Origin of the sequence: Selenomonas sp., from assembly GCF_052169755.1 — a bacterium.
Taxonomy (GTDB): Bacteria; Bacillota; Negativicutes; order Selenomonadales; family Selenomonadaceae; genus Selenomonas.
In genome coordinates this window covers 1-17216 of sequence record NZ_JBQNBV010000032.1, presented here as the reverse complement: position 1 = coordinate 17216, position 17216 = coordinate 1, and the positions used below count along the sequence as shown (strand labels likewise).

The window sequence follows — 17216 nt, the reverse complement described above, 5'->3', positions numbered from 1 at the left end:
CTACTCGTCCAAGAGCGGCAGATACGCTCCATATCCCTGCGCCTCCATCTGCTCTTTCGGCACAAAACGCAGGGATGCGCTGTTGATGCAGTAGCGGACGCCGCCCAACTCCTTGGGTCCGTCCTCGAAGACATGTCCAAGGTGAGCGCCGCTATTTGCCGCTGTGACCTCCGTGCGCATCATGCCGTGCGATGTATCTTCATGCTCGGCGATGAGCGCTGCGTCGATGGGACGCGAGAACGCCGGCCAGCCACAGCCGGAATCATACTTGTGCGTTGAGACAAAGAGCGGCTCCCCTGTCGTCACATCGCAATAGATTCCTGCGCGAAACTCATGATCGTATTCATTCTGAAACGGCGCTTCCGTCGCCTTTTCCTGCGTCACCTTGTACTGCAGATCCGTCAAGCGCGCCTTGAGTTCAGCATCCGACGGCTTCTCGTAAGCCGTCGGTTCTGCCGCCGTCTGCTTCGCCGCATCGCTCTTTTCGCGCAGAGACGCCATCAAAGACAGCGGGATATGGCAGTAGCCGTTCGGATGCTTCTCCAAATACTTCTGATGCTCCTCCTCCGCACGGTAGAAGTTCATGATCGGCGCCATCTCGATGGCGACAGGCTTTCCCAGCTTCTCCTGCAGGCGATGCAGCGAATCGCCGATCACGGCGACCTCCCCGTGCGCCCTGTCGCCCTTTTCCACATAGTAAATGCCCGAACGATACTGCTCGCCGACATCGTTTCCCTGCCGATTCTTCGACGTCGGGTCGATGGACGCATAATAGAGTTCGAGGAGCTTTTCCAGCGGCAGCACCTTCGGATCGTAAACGACATGCACGGCTTCCGCATGTCCGCTGCCCGAGCAGACTTCGCGGTACGACGGATGAGCCGTGCGCCCGTTCGCGTAGCCGCTCTCCGCCGATATGACGCCATGTGCAAGGCTCAAATAATGCTCCGTGCCCCAGAAGCAACCGCCCGCAAGATAAATTTCCGCTTCGCCCCTCTGCGGTTCGTTCTTCTGCACGATCTCCTTGGGTATCTCAGCCATCGAGGCGGGCGTTGCCCCGCAGCCGCTCAAGCAAAACGCCAGTCCCAAGGCACAGACGATGCGTAAGGATGGAATCTTCATAAGTAACCTCCTATTAAGTCATTGAGTTTCGTTCTCTTACTTTTCACTATACCACAAGAAACAAAAAATAAAATGACAAACGAATAAAAACTATCTAAAAATAATTTCACGCCAGCTTCTTCTCTTCGTCATCTTTCCTTGCATGAACCAGGAAAGAAGCGTACAATAGGGACATGCTGTTTAGGAATCGCGAATAAGCAAATGTGTGAATGTGGGCGGCTGAATTTATCCGCGCTTCCTTCTTGTAGAGCGAGGCTGTCTTATGAATATCATTGGTCGCTTGCGAAGGCTGTCGCCTTTTCGCATCATCATCTTGAGTTTTCTCGTCCTGATTCTCTGCGGTACAGGACTTCTGATGCTGCCGTGGGCGACGGCAAACGGCGAAGGCGCCTCCCTTTCCGATGCACTCTTCACCGCCGTTTCCGCCAGCTGCGTGACAGGACTCACCACCGTGGACACCGCTTCTTACTGGACGCTTTTCGGTCAGCTCGTCATCCTTGCCATGATTCAAGTCGGCGGCTTCGGCGTCATTACGATCGCTGTTTCTCTCGCCGCGCTTTCCGGTCAGCGCATCGGGCTCATGCAGCGCAGCCTTTCCAAAGAAGCTGTCTCCGCTCCGCAGCTCGGCGGCATCGTGCCGCTCCTCTACTTCATTTTGCGCTTGACGTTCTTTATCGAATTTCTCGGGGCGCTCTTCCTCGCTCCTTCTTTTTGTCAAAAAGTCGGCTTTTTGCGCGGCATTTACTTCGCCGTCTTTCACTCTGTCTCATCTTTCTGCAATGCGGGCTTCGATCTCTTCGGCAATTCCTTGATGGACTTCGCTGCCGACCCTGTCGTAAACATCACGGTCATGCTCCTCATCATCGCCGGCGGACTCGGCTTCACCACATGGGCGGACATACGTCTGAACCGCAGAAATTTTCGCGCTTACAGCCTGCAAAGCAAGATCGCCCTCACGATGACGGCAGCACTGATCCTCGTTCCCGCATTTTTCTTCTTTTTCTTCGAACTTGCTCCCGGCGCTTTTACGGGCGAGCACTTCCTGATCTCCCTCTTTCAATCCGTCACGACCCGCACTGCAGGCTACAATACGATCGACATCAAAGACTTCAGCGAGACGGGACGCGCCGCCCTCATCGTCCTGATGCTCATCGGCGGCTCTCCCGGCTCTACGGCAGGCGGCATCAAGACGACGACGGCTTTCACCCTGTTTGCCATCATGATCGCCACCTTTCGGCTCAAGGATGATCCGACCTGCTTCTCGCGCCGTCTTTCCGGCGAAACGCAGCGTCACGCCGTCACCATCCTCATGATGTATCTGCTGCTTTTCGCCTCCGGCAGCGTCCTGCTCAACCTCATCGATGGCATTCGCCTGATCGACAGCGCTTTTGAGACGGCTTCCGCACTCGGAACCGTCGGTCTTTCCATCGGCGTCACCGAGGGGCTCGGTCCGCTTTCCAAATGCGTCATGATGCTTTTGATGTTCTTCGGACGCATCGGCGGTCTCACGGTCATCTTCGCGGCGCACGCACGCAGCCGCCGCGAATCGGGACGCCGCCCGGAAGAACGAATCACCATCGGATAGGAGGAATAGCATGAAATCCATCCTGCTCATCGGTCTAGGCCGCTTTGGCCGCTACATTGCCAGAAAACTGCACGACATGCAGCATGACGTCCTCGCCGTCGACCACGACGAAGACCGCGTGAATCGCATACTGCCGCTCGTGACGAACGCGCTCATCGCTGACAGCACCAACGCCGACTTTCTGCAATCGCTGGGCATTCCCAACTTCGACGTCTGCATCGTCGCCATCGGCGACGACTTTCAAAGCTCTCTCGAAACGACCTCGCTCCTTAAGGAATTCGGCGCACGCTATGTCATAGCGCGCGCCTCGCGTGACATTCACGAGAAATTCCTGCTGCGAAACGGCGCGGATGAAGCAGTCTACCCCGAGCGCCAGCTCGCCCTTTGGACAGCCATCCGCTGCGGCTCCAATCACATCCTCGACTACTTTCCGCTCAGCGACGAATACGCTATTTACGAAGTTTCCGTACCCCAAGCATGGGAAGGAAAAAGCATCGGCGAGCTCGACGTCCGCCGCCGCCATCGCTTGAACATTCTCGGCATAAAGGCAGACGGCCGCATCGACCTCAATATCTCTGCCCAAACCATCCTCACCGCCAATGCTGCCGTCCTCGTCGCAGGCAGGAAGGAAGACGTCACCCGTGCCCTTCAGAAAAGTAATTGATGCAGCAGGGCATGGAGAAAATCTCGCCGAGCATCAAGAAAGCGCGGCAGCCAGCGCTTTTAAAGCTTGCATATTCGCGCTTCTTCTGCTAGAATAAACACGTTGTCTGCGGTCGTAGCTCAGCTGGATAGAGCATCTGCCTCCTAAGCAGGGGGTCGCGCGTTCGAATCGCGCCGATCGCACCATGAAAGTGAAAGCCTGCCTCTCGCTCAAATGCGAGGGCAGGCTTTTTTGCTGTATGTCCGCCTGTATTGAGCGCGTTCAGAGGAGCGACGGCTTTTCCCTCACGGCGGCAAGAAGTTCGCGGCAGCGCCTGCCGTCCTCCGGCGAATAGGCAAGCGCGGCGCTGCATTTTATGCCGTATTTTCCGTACTCCACGTTGCTCGGGCGAAAGATCTCCCCGATGCCTTTGACGTTCAGTTCCAACAAAGGCTTGCTCGTCACGTCGCGCACGAATACCGCAAAGATGCCGCCGCCTAAATGCGCGAGCACATCGCCCGAACGAAACTTACTGCCGATGGCATTGCAAAGCCTGACGAGAAGCGTTTCGGCGCCGTGCTTTCCCATGCGCTTCTCCAACTCTTCATAACGCTCCAAGCGAATGAGTACGAGCGCATTGACATCATCCCTGCCCTCACCCGCAAGGCAGCGGTCGGCTTCCTTCAAAAGCCCGTTCTCATTGGCAACGCCTGTGACAGAATCAAGCTCGGAGCGAAAGCGTCCGCCCGCTTTCGCCGCATCGTTCAAACGGTCGGTACGCCACATGATGCCATGCACAAAGATGAGATGATCGCTCTCATCCCTTTCACGTTCGACGACAAATTTGTACCATGAATACTTGCCTGTCGGCGGCTTTCCCATATCGAGCAGGAAACTGTCTTCCTCTGTATTTTGTCCGGAGAAGAATGCAATCATCTGCTCCAAGAAGTCAGGGTGAACCATCCCTCGCCGCTCGCTGTTCATCGTGCGGCGAAACTCCTCAATGCAGCGCGGCTCCTGATCGCCGCGCGCCAACCGAAAGGTCATCGTATCCGTTCTGAGGTCATAGCTGAACAGGATAGCGCCAAGCTTTTGCAGCAGCAGCCTGACGCATTGATCTTGAACGTGCGATTCGGGCATACCCGACGTATGCAGTCCCATTGCCTATCCCCCCTCTTAAGGAAACACCCGTATCCGTTTCAATCCTTATTTCGTCGTTTTCTCGTTTTTTATTAAATGATTCCGTATTGCTTCGCACGAAAAAAGGCTGGCCCTGCATTCCATCGGATGCAGAGCCAGCCTTTTCCGCTATTCTTTTTTGAGCGCTGTATCAAGTGTGTGCCACGACAGCACGGCGCATTTGACGCGTGCGGGCATCGTCGAGATGTTTTCGAGCGCGGCAGCTTCGTCAAGCTCCTCAAGTTCTTCTTCCGAGAGCTTTTTGCCCTTGATCATCGAGACAAAGAGATCAGCAAGACGACGCGCTTCTTCGACGCTCTTGCCCTTGACAAGGTCGATCATCATTGAGGTCGACGCCTGCGAGATGGCGCAGCCGATGCCCGTGAAGGCGGCATCCTCGATCTTGCCGTCCTTGACGATGAGTTCCAAGGTGATCTCATCGCCGCACGAGGGGTTGTGCCCGCGCTCCTTGATCGTCGCGCCCGCAAGCTCGTGCTTATGTTCCGCAGAACGGCTGTGCTCGGCGATCAGCTCGGTATAAATATCGGAAAGACTCATAGATGCATCACCTTCCTGACCTCTTTCAAGGCTTCGAGCCAGCGATCAACGTCCGCTTTCGTGTTGTAAAGGTAGAAGCTCGCGCGGCATGTGGCGTTCTGCCCGAGGTATTTCATCAGCGGCTGGGCGCAGTGGTGACCTGCACGCACGGCGACGCCGAAGGAGTCGAGGATCGTCGCAACGTCGTGCGGATGGACGTCCTTGACGTTGAACGTGATGATGCCCGTCTTGAGACTTGGATCGGCGTCGCAGCCGTAAAGCTCGACCTCAGGGAGCGCACGCAGCTTCGGCAGCGCGTAGTGCACAAGCTCCTGCTCGATGCGGCGCACGGTGTCAAAGCCCGTCTTTTCGAGGTATTCGATGGCGGCGCGAAGCCCTGCCGCGCCGCCGACGTTCTGCGTGCCCGCCTCGAACTTCTGCGGCAGCTCGGCGAACGTCGTCTCCTGCTCCGTAACGTACTCGATCATGTCGCCGCCGCGCAAAAACGGCGGCATGGCGTCGAGCAAAGCCTCCTTGCCATAGAGCACGCCGATACCCATAGGCGAGAGCAGCTTGTGCCCCGAAAAGGCGAAGAAGTCGCAGTCCATATCCTGCACATCGACCGCCATGTGCGCCGCGCTCTGCGAGCCGTCGACGAGGATGACCGCGCCGTTTTCGTGCGCGACGGCGGCAATCGCCTTGACCGGATTGATGAGACCAAGGACGTTCGAGACTTCCGTGACGGCGACGATCTTCGTCTTTTTCGTGATCTTCTTCTTCGCTTCCTCGACGGAGAGCCTGCCGTCCTTTTCAAGGTACATGTACTTCAGGACCGCGCCCTTCGCTTGGGCGACCATCTGCCACGGCACGAGGTTTGAGTGATGCTCGGCGATGGAGATGACGATCTCGTCGCCCGCCTCGACGTTCGCAAGACCGTAGCTGTAAGCGACGAGGTTCAGCGCCTCCGTCGCATTTTTCGTGAAGATGATCTCCTGCGGCAGACGCGCGTGGATGAACGCGCGTGTCGCGGCGCGCGTATACTCGTAGATGTCCGTCGCCTTGACGGAGAGCGCGTACGCGCCTCGATGCGGGTTCGCGTTGCAGCCGCCGTAGTAGCCGCAAATCGCCTGAATGACCTCATTCGGCTTCTGCGTCGTCGCGCCGTTGTCGAGGTAGACGAGCGGCTGATTGTTCATCTTATTCGTGAGCAAGGGAAAATCCTTGCGAATATCTTCCTCAGTCCGCATCTTCGATCCTCCCTTCGATCGAAGCGGCGATTTCCTCCTTGAGCGCTTCGTCCGAAATGCGCGAAAGCACGGGGAAGAGATCGGCTTCGACGACGAGCCGCCGCGCCTCGGCAAGATCGAGTCCGCGGCTCATGAGGTAGAAGAGCTTCGCCTCATCCATCTTGCCGATGCTTACGGCATGATGTCCGTCAACGTCGCCCTCACCCGAGAGCATCAGCGGTACGGAGCGGTTGCGAACGCCGGGCGAGAGAATGATGACGTCCTCGTTCTCACGCCCGACGGAGCCGGCTGAGCCTGCAATAAAGTCGAGCGTGCCGCGAAACACCTTCTGCGCCTCGTCCATCAGCGCCCCCTTGACCTGCATATTCGCGTCCGTATGCACACCCCTCTGGCGCACAAGATAGTTGAAGTCAAACTTGCGCTTCTTGTCGGCGAAGTAGAACGCCGCGATGTCCGCTGCGGCGTCCTTTCCCGCAAGCTCGACGGAAAGCTTCGACACGAGTTCGTTCGCGCCGATCTCGATGACCGTATAGGAAAAAGCGCCGCCTTCTTCGACGCGCACCTTGACGTCGTCGGCATGGTTTTCCCCTTCGGGCACGAGCTGCACCTTGACGAGGGAAAGCGAGCCGCCCGCCTCGACGTGCGCCTCGATCTCGGCATGACCCCCCTCCCGATAGATATGGACAGCTTCCTTCTTCTCGCCCGCCTTCACATGGATATTCTGCACTTCGGCAGCATCGAGTCCTGCAGGCAAAGCCGCGCCGTTGACGCCGAGCCAGCGCCATGTGCGCATGGGAATGGAGCTGAAAAGTTCTTGATTCTGCATATTTTTCTCTCCTTTCCCTAGCCCATCGTGCCTTCAAGCTCGATATTGACGAGATTGTTCATCTCAACGGCGTATTCCAAAGGCAGTTCCTTCGCAATCGGCTCGACGAAACCGCGCACGATCATCGCGCGCGCCTCCTCCTCGTCGATCCCCCGGCTCGTCAGATAGTAGACCGCCTCATCACTGATGCGGCCGATCTTCGCCTCGTGCCCGATATCCGCCTCATCGCCCTCGATGTCCATGACGGGCAGCGTATCGGCGCGAGATATGCTGTCAAGCATCAGAGATTCGCAGTTGACCGAGCATTTCGTAAAGGGGGCGCTCTTCGTGACCTTGACCGCGCTTCGGTAAATCGCCTTGCCGCCCGCCTTCGAGATCGAGCGCGTGTTGATCGTCGCCGACGTATGCGGCGCCGTGTGAATGACGGTCGCGCCCGTGTCGAGCGTCTGTCCCTTCGAAGCGAACGTCACGCCTGTAAACTCACAGCGGGCGCGTTCGCCGCGCAGGATGCTGCACGGGTAGAGCATGGAAACGTGCGAGCCGAAAGAGCCGGAGACCCACTCGATCAAGCCGTCTTTTTCGACAAGGGCACGCTTCGTATTGAGGTTCATCATATTGCGCGACCAGTTCTCGATCGTCGAATAGCGAAGCCGCGCCCCTTCCTTGACAAAGAGTTCGACGCAGCCTGCATGAAGATTCGTCACGTTGTACTTCGGCGCCGAGCAGCCTTCAATGAAGTGCAGGTTCGCGCCCTTCTCCACAATGATCAGCGTGTGTTCGAACTGCCCTGCGCCCGGCGCGTTGAGACGAAAGTACGACTGCAGCGGAATCTCTACATTGACGCCTTCAGGCACATAGACGAAGGAGCCGCCCGACCAGACGGCGCCGTGCAGCGCCGCGAACTTGTGATCCTTCGGCGGCACGAGCTTCATGAAGTATTGTTTGACCAGATCCTCATATTCGACGAGCGCCGTTTCCATATCGGTGTAGACGACGCCCTGCTTGACGAGGCTGTCCTGTATGCTGTGATAGACGACTTCCGAATCATACTGGGCGCCGACGCCTGCAAGCGACGTCTTCTCCGCTTCGGGGATGCCGAGACGGTCGAACGTATCCTTGATGTCCTCGGGCACTTCCTGCCAGTTGCCCGTCATCTTCGCATCGGGGCGCACATATGTAACGATCTCCGCCATGTTAAGCTCCGAGAGATCCGGTCCCCATGAGGGAAGCGCCATCTTGTTGTACGTCTCCAGCGACTTCAGACGAAACGCGAGCATCCAATCGGGATCATGCTTCTGCTTCGCAATATCGCGGATGATGTCCTCCGTCAAGCCTTGCTGCGCCTTGTAAACGGGAACGTCGTAATTCTTGATATCGTAGAGCGTACGCTCGATGTCCTCTACAAAGGTTTTCTTCTTTGCCATCTCGCCCACCTCACTTTGCCGCAGCATCGTCGAGGATATGCGTGAAGCCGCGGCGGTTCACCTCGTCGATGAGTTCAGCGCCGCCCTCTTCGACGATCGTGCCGCCGATGATGACGTGCACGCGGTCAACTTTGAGCTTTTCCAAGATCTTCGAATTGTGCGTGATGATGAGGCAGCTGTTGTCCGCCGTATGGTACTTCTCGATGCCCGAGGAGACGATCTGCACAGCGTCAACGTCGAGACCCGAATCCGTCTCATCGAGCAGCGCGAGCTTCGGTGCGAGCATCAAAAGCTGCAGGATCTCGTTGCGCTTCTTCTCGCCGCCCGAAAAGCCCACGTTCATATAGCGCTCGGCGTACGAAGGATCGATCTTCAGTTCTTCCATCGTCTTTTTGAGTTCCTTCTTGAAAGCCATGATCTTGACCTTCTCCCCCGTCACCGCCTGCTTCGCCGTACGAAGCATATTTTCAACGGTGATGCCCGGGATCTCCTCAGGCGTTTGGAACGAGAGGAACAGCCCTTCGCGTGCGCGCTCAAACGTTTTCTTCTCCAAGAGGCTCCTGCCCTCGAAGGATAGCTCTCCCGCCGTCACCTCGTACTTCGGATGCCCCATGATGACGTTCATGAGCGTCGACTTGCCCGAGCCGTTCGGCCCTAAGATCACATGCACCTCGCCCTTGTTGATCGTGAGATCAAGACCCTTCAATATTTCTTTGCCCTCCACACCCGCAGAGAGTCCCTTAATATTCAGCAATACATCCGACATGATGATGCTCCTTTCTCACAGCACGGAATTTTTCGGCAATTTTGCCGTCGTGCAACGCTTTATACTTCCATCAGTCTGCGCCTTCGGCTTGACTTCTTGGGGTTTCATGGTATTTTACTCGGGATTTATTTCCTTTCATTGTAGGTGGTTTTGTCATAAATGTCAATCCCATCAAACAAAAGTCCTTATAGATAATAATTATCATAAAAAGACCGATGCATACAGACTGTATGCATCGGTAAAAAAAGCCTGTCGCTCATTCAAGCGTCATGATCTTGTGCTTCAAGACATAGATCAACGCCTGCGTGCGATCGTTGACATTGAGCTTACGGAAGATGTTTGTCAGATGGTTCTTGACTGTCTTTTCGCTGACGAAGAGCGCCTGCGCGATGTCTTGATTGCTGAATCCCTTGGCGATACACGACAGCACGTCCATCTCGCGCGAGGTCAGTCGTTCGGAGCGGCTCTCGCGCCACATCGTACGCGCTTTCTCGTTGATGTTCTCGTCCTCGGAAACGCCGCCGAAGAGGCGCTCGGCAAGCGACGGATAGACGAAAGCATTGCCTTCATTGACGACATGAATCGCTTTGATGAGCATCGAAGGCTCGACATCCTTCAAGAGATATCCAAGGACGCCGTTCTTCAAAAGCTCAAGCACATAGTTGTCGCTGTCATGGATGGTCAGTACAACGATCTTGGTCTTGGACTTCGCCGCCTGGAGCTGGCAAGCTACCTCAAGCCCTGAGAGTCCCGGCATATTGAGATCGAGGAGCAGCACGTCGGGCTGCAGGACGAGCGTTCTGGCGAGCGTTTCCTGCCCGTCTTCCGCCTCTCCGACAACCTCCAAGTCGTCCTCAAAATTCAGTACGCGCTTGACCCCCTGGCGAAGCAGCGCATGATCGTCTGCGATCAAGATCTTGATTGTCATTGCCAAACATCCTTTCCTTTCCGCTCTGATTCTGTCGTTCCCTCGACAGGAGAAGAAGTATCACGCAAGATATGCGCGGTTAAAAATATCATAATTTCTGAATCTGTTTTCGTACGCCGCACGCTTTTGAAAAAAGCCCCGAGTATGGGAATATCCCCCAAGAACGGCACCTTTGCAGCGCTTCGCGATTCCTCGCTGCCGATGAGTCCGCCGATGACCATAGTTTCTCCGTCTTTGAGCCGCACGGTCGTATCCGCCGAACGCTCTTGGAACTTATACGCTTTGAGGTCGTCAACATAAACGGGCGAACTGACTTCTGTATGAACCGCCGCCGTGATTTCACCATTGTCATGAATGCGCGGCGTATATCGCAGGATAATACCTGCGTTCTTATAGGCGATCGAGGTCGTCACCGTCGAATTCGTCGTGCGCGTTTCGGGCACAGGCACGGAGCCGCCGATGTTGATCACCGCCTCACGCCCCTGCAGCGTCGTGATGTTCGGTCTCGCCAGAACATTTGCTTTGCCATCCGTGATGAGCGCCGCGATCTTCGCTCGATAGTAGAATTCGTAAGGTTTTCCTTCAGGGGTCTTGCCGAAGCGAATGACGCCCGGCACCTCGCCGTCAATGCCGCGGCGCTTCTGTGCGCCGCTCTTTCCCGCCTCATGCGGATCCACCGGCAGAGACGACCAGTCCCAGTCCACGCCGAGTTCCCTGGCGGCATTCTTCTCCAAAGCAATGACACGCGCTTCCAAAGAAACCTGCTGCGTCGGCACATCGAGAGGAGCGAGCACCGATCTTGCACGCGCCGCTTCCTCTTCCGTTCCATAAAGCAGTAGGGCGTTCGTCGCACGATCCATCAACAGTCGCTCTCCTATTCGATAAAGCCCCTGTTCATTTGTATCTTCCGCTCCATTTTTCTTATTCTCGCCGATTGGAGAAATTCCTGCTTCTCCCAAAGATAAATTTATGACGGCAAAGGCGGTATCAAGGTCGGCATAGTGAACGGGCAGAACGTACATACGGTAAAATGGCGCCGCATCCTTCGCTGAGCGCACGAGAAGAACATTTCCCTCATGCTGCATAACTAAGCCCTTTGCCCTAACAATGAGCGCCAAGGCTTCTTCCGGTTCAACGTCCTTGAGACTCAGGCTGACGCGTCCTTCCACAGACTCATCAACGATGAGATCAAGCCCTGAAATATGCGCGATGGACGTCAAGAGAGCCGCCACATCTCCTTCGACCACTTCCAGCGTCAAGGGCGCCGCCATCGTCGGCGCAGGCGACGCGAACAGGAATACCGGGATAAAAGCGCAGACCTTCAGCCATTTCCTCATGCAGAGTTCCCTCCTTGGGTCAAGCCGCGCCCCTCATGCCCGTCCTCGCAAAGCATCCCAAACCTTTCCACCGCCTGCATCAAGTCGGCAAAGACAGTGTATACGACTTTCCATCCACGACGACGACAGCGTTCTTTTCCGAAAGCGACTGAAGCCATACGCCATTTTTTTCCTCGCCCTCAGAGAGGAAAAAGTCGCGTTCGCCAATCGAAAGAAGCACCACCGTTCCTCCACCGCTCGCGACCGTACCGCGCACCTTCGGGACGACCGCATGTTCAGCCGTCTTGTCCTGCGCCGTCTCCCGAGCGCGCTCGCGCGTATCATGCGCACGGGCGCTTTCCATCGAGACGGCGCCGACATCCGCTTTCCTTCCCGTCACGCCGGCCACCATATCATCTCCCGCACTGTCGCCGCCGCCCACAGCGGCAATCGCTGCTAAAGCCGCCTGCTCCTCCGAGTGCAGCAGACAGAACGGATCCGCCACTTTAGCATCCGCCTGAGCATCTTTCATGCCCATCGTCTCCTCATAGCGCACCGCTTCCGGCGTCTGAGCCGAAGGCGGCGTCACGAGAGCCGCCGTCTCCGGCTCCGTGCTGTCGCTCAAAAACCAAGCAAGCGAAGCGATGAGCAGAGCGATGAGAAGAAACGGATGACGGCCATGCAGCTTCGCCTCTTCCCCTGCCCCTGAAAACTTTTTTTGCAGCGCGGCAAAAAAGCCCGTCTGTTTCTTAGGCGCGTGCAGGGTGTCGACGCTTTCTTCATACATTTCACGCTTATCCATTTCCAACATTCTCCATCCCTCCTTTTATGGGAATCATGGATAACATCCATGATTCCCAAGATAAAAAACAGCCCCGCTTCTTCCTTGCTACGTGCTAGAAATCCGCAGAGCTGTTGATCTCGCCTCTTGCGAGTATTCCGGAAGTACCGATCCGTTCAGCAGCCCATTCGGCATACCTTCGCCCAATCGACAATTCCTTGCAGAAGCGCTGATCCTTCAGCGTCTTCGATGAAAAGCACGGATACCCTCACGATCTGCGCTTCCCGTTTGCGGAATGCTCCACGAAAGAAGATCTTCGGCAGCTTTCCGCCTTGCCTTACTCACTTGCTTATTGTTGCTTATTGTTGCTTCTCTTCCCTTTTGCGATATTCCTACTGCTTCGACGCCTTGAGCGCTTCGAGCTTCGGTCCCATGATCCGTTTGTACGACTCGACGCCCGGCTGATTGAACGCATCAACATCGGCAAGCTCGCCCTCGTAAGCGACGCTCAAAGCCAAGAGGTAGAGCAGCTCACCCAAATGGTAGGCGTTAAGTTCCGGCAACGAGAACAGCGCATTGAAGCGATCATTCGATGCGAGCGCATCGGCGTTCGATTGACGTGCAACTTCCAGCGCCTCGCCCATCGTCAGTCCCGAGATGTCGGCGAGCTTTTTGACCTCGGGGAACTCGTTCGGGATCACGAGATCGTCCGCCCACTTCTCCAAGCGAATGAATTGCACGATCTTATTGCGTTTGCCCTCTTGATGCTGCTGCGTCTGCGCGTGCATGTCCGTCGTGCCCACGGCTACGACGGGCGTCCTGCCGTAGCAGACTTCGACGCCCTCGCGGTTGACCTCTTTGCCCAAGGACTCTGCCAAAAGCTGAATGTACCATTCGGACACCGACTTCATATAGTCGCCGTACGGCATCATGACCTCGATATCGCGCCCGTACTTCTCGGCGGCGATGAACTTCAAAGCGGCATTGAGCATCGCAGGATTCTGCCATACGTCGTCCGTCCGGCACGCCTCGTCCATCGCACGCGCACCCGCGAGGAATGCTTCGATGTCGAAGCCGACGCAGGCTGCGAGCGACAGCCCGACCTCGGAGAAGATCGAGAAGCGTCCGCCCACGCCGTCGGGCACGGCAAATGTCTGCCAGCCATGATCTTGCGCGAGCTTTTTGAGAAGCGTCGGCTGTTCTTCGTTCGGATCGGTCACGGCGACGACCTCGACTTCGATGTTCTCATCGTCCTTCAACGCCTTAAAAACTACCATGAAGTTCGACATCGTGTCAAGCGTACCGCCCGACTTCGAGATCACGAGGAGCATCACGCGAAGCGCACGCTTCCTGTGGCTTCTGGCGATCTTCGCCTGATTCCTGAGCGAGCGAATGAGATCGCCCGTCGCACGCGGATCGATGTTGTTGCCGCTGAAATAGACCTTTGGAAAGCCCTTGCGCTCCTCATCGGTGCACTCATTCCAGTAAGCGCCGCATTCGACGTCAAAAAGCACTTTGTTGCCAAGGAAGGAACCGCCGATACCAAGCGAAACGACAGCGTCCGTATGATTTTGAACATGCGCTGTCAGCTCCTTGAGCCGCGCGATCGAAGCAGGCGAATTCAAATGCCCGTCCGCAATGTACGGCAGCTCAGAAAACAGCACCTTCTCCGGCGTACCGTCCTTCGACAGATGCCCGCGGACAACGCCCGTCGAGCGCATGACCGACATCGCCTCGTGCGCCTTTTTCAAGCTGTCCGCCAGCGCCTTGATGTCAGCTTCCGTCACTTTTCCTTCGCCGTAGAGATTATCGTAGTCAAAAAGAAATCCTGACTTCAACCTCAAGCCCATCCATCATCAACTCCCCTGACGGCAGCTCTGCCGCCGAAAACAAGTTCACATCAGAACTTAATGCTTATAGTATAGCACAATGCTATAAAAAGGACAATCCCGATTTAGGCAATTATTCCGCATCTGCCTCCATCTTCTGTCGGAGCAGCGGGCCAATCGTATGCACGAGATATGCCATGAACTCGTCGCGTATCTCCGGACGCTTCAACGCCTGCTCCACCGTCGCCTCTAAAAAACCTTCCTTGTCACCGATGTCATAGCGGCGGCCTTCAAAGCGATAGGCGTAAACCTTCTCGCGGCGCGCAAGCTCACCGATCGCATCCGTCAGCTGAATCTCTGCGCCTGCGCCCGGCATCGTATGTTCGAGAAGGTCAAAGACCGCCGGCGTCAGCACATAGCGTCCGAGCACCGCGAGACGCGACGGCGCACTCTCTACAGCAGGCTTCTCCACAAGACCGACCGCCTGCCAGACATTCGGCTTCACCTCTCGCGGATCGACGATGCCGTAGCGCGAGACTTGGCTCTTCGGCACCTGCTGCACGCCGAGTACGCTGCCGCCGTAGTCCTTATAAACGTCGATGAGCTGCGCAAGGCACGGCGCCTTCGCATCGACGAGATCGTCGCCCAACAGCACGGCAAACGGCTCCTCGCCGACGAACTGACGCGCACAAAGCACGGCATGACCAAGCCCGCGCGCCTCTTTCTGTCGGATGAAATGAATCCGAATGTCCGAAATCTCCTCGATCATCTTGAGCATATCGTATTTGCCGTGCTCTTTGAGCTGCATCTCAAGCTCCAGCGAGCGGTCGAAATGATCCTCAATCGAGCGTTTGTTGCGCCCCGTGATGATCAAAAGCTCCTCGATGCCCGAAGCAATCGCCTCTTCGACGATGAACTGAATCGCCGGCGTATCAACGATCGGCAGCATCTCCTTCGGCTGCGCCTTCGTCGCCGGAAGAAACCGCGTACCGAGTCCCGCTGCGGGGATGATCGCCTTTCGGATCTTCTGCCTCGTCACGTTCACCCCCGAATGACGGAGAGGAGTTCTGCCGTCTTTTCCTTCATCAACTTCTCATCGCGGCGCGTCTCCACATTCAGACGAATCACCGGCTCCGTGTTCGACATGCGCAGATTGAAGCGCCAGTCGTCAAACTCGACCGAAAGCCCATCGACCTTCGTGACCTTGCCGTCTTTGCCGTAGATCTCTTCGACTTTTTGCATCACGGCATGTGCGTCGGCGACCTTGCTGTTGACCTCGCCCGAGATCGGATACCGTGCCATACGCTCTGCCATCAGCTCCGAGAGGGGCTTATCCGCCGCGCTCATCAGCTCCAGCACCAAGAGCCACGGAATCATGCCGCTGTCGCAGTACGAGAAATCGCGGAAATAGTGATGCGCACTCATCTCACCGCCATAGACCGCGTTGACTTCGCGCATTTTATCCTTGATGAACGCATGACCGCTCTTGCACATCACAGCCTCGCCGCCAAGCTCCTCACAAATCTCGATCGTGTTCCAAATAAGACGCGGATCGTAAATGACCTTCGCGCCCTTATTCTTCTTGAGAAATGCCTGCGCGAGGAAACCGACCATGTAATACCCCTCGATGAAGCCGCCCTTTTCATCGAAAAGGAAGCAGCGGTCGAAGTCGCCGTCCCAAGCGATGCCGACAGCAGCGCCCGACTCACGCACGACCTTCGCCGTCGCCTCACGGTTCTCCGGCAGAATCGGATTCGGCACGCCGTTCGGGAAGCTGCCGTCCGGCTCGTTGAACACCTTGACCATCTCAAACGGCAGATGCTTTTCGAGTGCATTGACAGCGGCTCCCGCCGCGCCGTTGCCCGCATTGACGACGATCTTGAAAGGCTTTAACGCCTTGACATCCACATACGTCAAAATATGCTTGACATAGTCATCGAGTACATTGACCTCTTCGATCTTGCCCAGCGGACGATCGAGCGGCTTGAAATCACCCTCCATCACAGCCTTTTCGATATCCTTGAGCCCCGTATCGCTCGAAATCGGGCGCGACTCCTTGCGCACGAACTTCATGCCGTTGTACTCTTTCGGATTGTGGCTCGCCGTAATCATGATGCCGCCGTCCAATCCGTAGTGCGCCGTCGTGAAATAGATCATCTCCGTGCCGCACTGCCCGATATCCATGACGTCGGCGCCCGCCTCCGTCAGCCCCTTCGCGAGCGCATCGCGGATCGACGGTCCCGAAAGCCGGATATCGTGTCCGATCGCCACCTTCTTCGCATGGAAGAGATCGACGAAAACACGCCCGATGCGGTAAGCAAGCTCCTCATTGACCTCGTCCGGATAAATTCCGCGGATGTCATACGCTCCGAACCCCTTGTTGCTGATTTTCATAACTGCCACCTCTTCTTGCTGAATCATATACAGATACGCAACTTTATGGATTACTGAATATTATATTCTTTCGGGAAAAGCCCGCCATTTCCCTGCTTTGATATAAAGAAAAATTTAAGAAATTTTGCAGCTGCACGCAAAAAGCGCCTGCACCGTGCAGACGCTTTTGCTGGCATTTTATCGCAACGAACGCATCTCCGTCAAAAGAAGATTGATCGTCGTGACGTTGCGCGTTTCATACAATACCTCTGTGCAGTTCGCATTGCTCTCCGTCCCGTTCGCCGTCGTAATCATGCCGGGGATCACCTCGCCGTTTTTCACCTCATATTTCACCAAGAGCGGCATACGATGCATCGTCCCCTTCCAGACGCCGGCGGCGCCGTCATCGCTGCGCGGCGCATCGTAGATATCGAGCCAGAAAGTCAACGAATATTGTCCGTCGCGATTGTTTTTGATCTGATTCACGGGAATATCCGCGGGAACCACAGCCTTCATGCCATCCGCTGCATTGTAGATCAGATAGCGGTCGCTCCTGTCCGCCGCCCGAATGAGGCAGACGCCCGAACCGTCGCCCGTTCCCCTGCTCGTAGCGACGACCTCGCCATCGAGACCGCACTGTCTTGCCAGCGAGCGATACCTCTC

General features: G+C 56.3%; 15 protein-coding genes, 1 tRNA gene and 1 pseudogene. 3 read left to right on the top strand and 14 right to left on the bottom strand.

Features of this window, described 5'->3' with window-relative positions:
* A complete protein-coding gene (gene msrB, locus ACTTKG_RS03955) occupies positions 1-1119 on the bottom strand; it encodes a peptide-methionine (R)-S-oxide reductase MsrB (protein WP_442672955.1) in 1119 nt (372 codons plus the stop codon).
* A gap of 262 nt (positions 1120-1381) precedes the next feature.
* Here msrB and ACTTKG_RS03950 point away from each other — a divergent pair, with 262 nt between their 5' ends.
* From ACTTKG_RS03950 to ACTTKG_RS03940, 3 genes are all read left to right on the top strand, one after another.
* Positions 1382-2704 (top strand): TrkH family potassium uptake protein, encoded by a 1323-nt coding sequence (locus ACTTKG_RS03950; protein ID WP_442672954.1) that lies wholly within the window; start codon positions 1382-1384, stop codon positions 2702-2704.
* A gap of 10 nt (positions 2705-2714) precedes the next feature.
* Positions 2715-3368, top strand: coding sequence for a potassium channel family protein (locus ACTTKG_RS03945; protein ID WP_442672953.1), 654 nt, complete (start codon positions 2715-2717; stop codon positions 3366-3368).
* A gap of 108 nt (positions 3369-3476) precedes the next feature.
* Positions 3477-3553 (top strand) — tRNA-Arg (locus tag ACTTKG_RS03940).
* A gap of 76 nt (positions 3554-3629) precedes the next feature.
* Here the strand turns inward: ACTTKG_RS03940 and ACTTKG_RS03935 are convergent.
* The 13 genes and pseudogenes from ACTTKG_RS03935 to ACTTKG_RS03875 form a co-directional block, all read right to left on the bottom strand.
* Entirely contained in the window at positions 3630-4508 is an 879-nt protein-coding gene (locus ACTTKG_RS03935) for a GGDEF domain-containing protein (protein ID WP_442672952.1), read from the bottom strand.
* 147 nt (positions 4509-4655) lie between these two features.
* On the bottom strand, positions 4656-5084 hold the full coding sequence (gene sufU / locus ACTTKG_RS03930) for a Fe-S cluster assembly sulfur transfer protein SufU (RefSeq protein WP_442672951.1): 429 nt from the start codon (positions 5082-5084) through the stop codon (positions 4656-4658).
* The gene (locus ACTTKG_RS03925) at positions 5081-6310 is read right to left on the bottom strand and encodes a cysteine desulfurase (protein ID WP_442672950.1); all 1230 of its coding nucleotides are present in this window, start codon (positions 6308-6310) and stop codon (positions 5081-5083) included. The genes sufU and ACTTKG_RS03925 overlap by 4 nt, the downstream gene beginning before the upstream one ends.
* Entirely contained in the window at positions 6300-7136 is an 837-nt protein-coding gene (locus tag ACTTKG_RS03920; RefSeq protein ID WP_442672949.1) for a SufB/SufD family protein, read from the bottom strand. The genes ACTTKG_RS03925 and ACTTKG_RS03920 overlap by 11 nt, the downstream gene beginning before the upstream one ends.
* Positions 7137-7153: 17 nt before the next feature.
* A complete protein-coding gene (gene sufB / locus ACTTKG_RS03915; protein ID WP_442672948.1) occupies positions 7154-8560 on the bottom strand; it encodes a Fe-S cluster assembly protein SufB in 1407 nt (468 codons plus the stop codon).
* Between the two features lie 10 nt (positions 8561-8570).
* Entirely contained in the window at positions 8571-9326 is a 756-nt protein-coding gene (gene sufC / locus ACTTKG_RS03910) for a Fe-S cluster assembly ATPase SufC (RefSeq protein ID WP_442672947.1), read from the bottom strand.
* A gap of 256 nt (positions 9327-9582) precedes the next feature.
* Entirely contained in the window at positions 9583-10254 is a 672-nt protein-coding gene (locus ACTTKG_RS03905) for a response regulator (protein WP_442672946.1), read from the bottom strand.
* Positions 10251-11591 carry a secretin and TonB N-terminal domain-containing protein gene (locus tag ACTTKG_RS03900; RefSeq protein ID WP_442672945.1) on the bottom strand — a complete coding sequence of 447 codons (1341 nt, stop codon included), beginning with the start codon at positions 11589-11591 and terminating at the stop codon, positions 10251-10253. Before ACTTKG_RS03900 ends, ACTTKG_RS03905 begins: the two co-directional genes overlap by 4 nt.
* Positions 11592-11670: 79 nt before the next feature.
* The gene (locus ACTTKG_RS03895) at positions 11671-12381 is read right to left on the bottom strand and encodes a hypothetical protein (protein WP_442672944.1); all 711 of its coding nucleotides are present in this window, start codon (positions 12379-12381) and stop codon (positions 11671-11673) included.
* A 362-nt stretch (positions 12382-12743) separates the two neighbouring features.
* A complete protein-coding gene (locus ACTTKG_RS03890; RefSeq protein ID WP_442672943.1) occupies positions 12744-14201 on the bottom strand; it encodes a glucose-6-phosphate isomerase in 1458 nt (485 codons plus the stop codon).
* Positions 14202-14313: 112 nt separating this feature from the next.
* The gene (gene galU / locus ACTTKG_RS03885; protein ID WP_442672942.1) at positions 14314-15219 is read right to left on the bottom strand and encodes a UTP--glucose-1-phosphate uridylyltransferase GalU; all 906 of its coding nucleotides are present in this window, start codon (positions 15217-15219) and stop codon (positions 14314-14316) included.
* Positions 15220-15221: 2 nt separating this feature from the next.
* Positions 15222-16574, bottom strand: coding sequence for a phosphomannomutase (locus ACTTKG_RS03880; RefSeq protein WP_442672941.1), 1353 nt, complete (start codon positions 16572-16574; stop codon positions 15222-15224).
* A gap of 177 nt (positions 16575-16751) precedes the next feature.
* Positions 16752-17216, bottom strand: a pseudogene (locus ACTTKG_RS03875) (hypothetical protein); the annotation flags it as partial.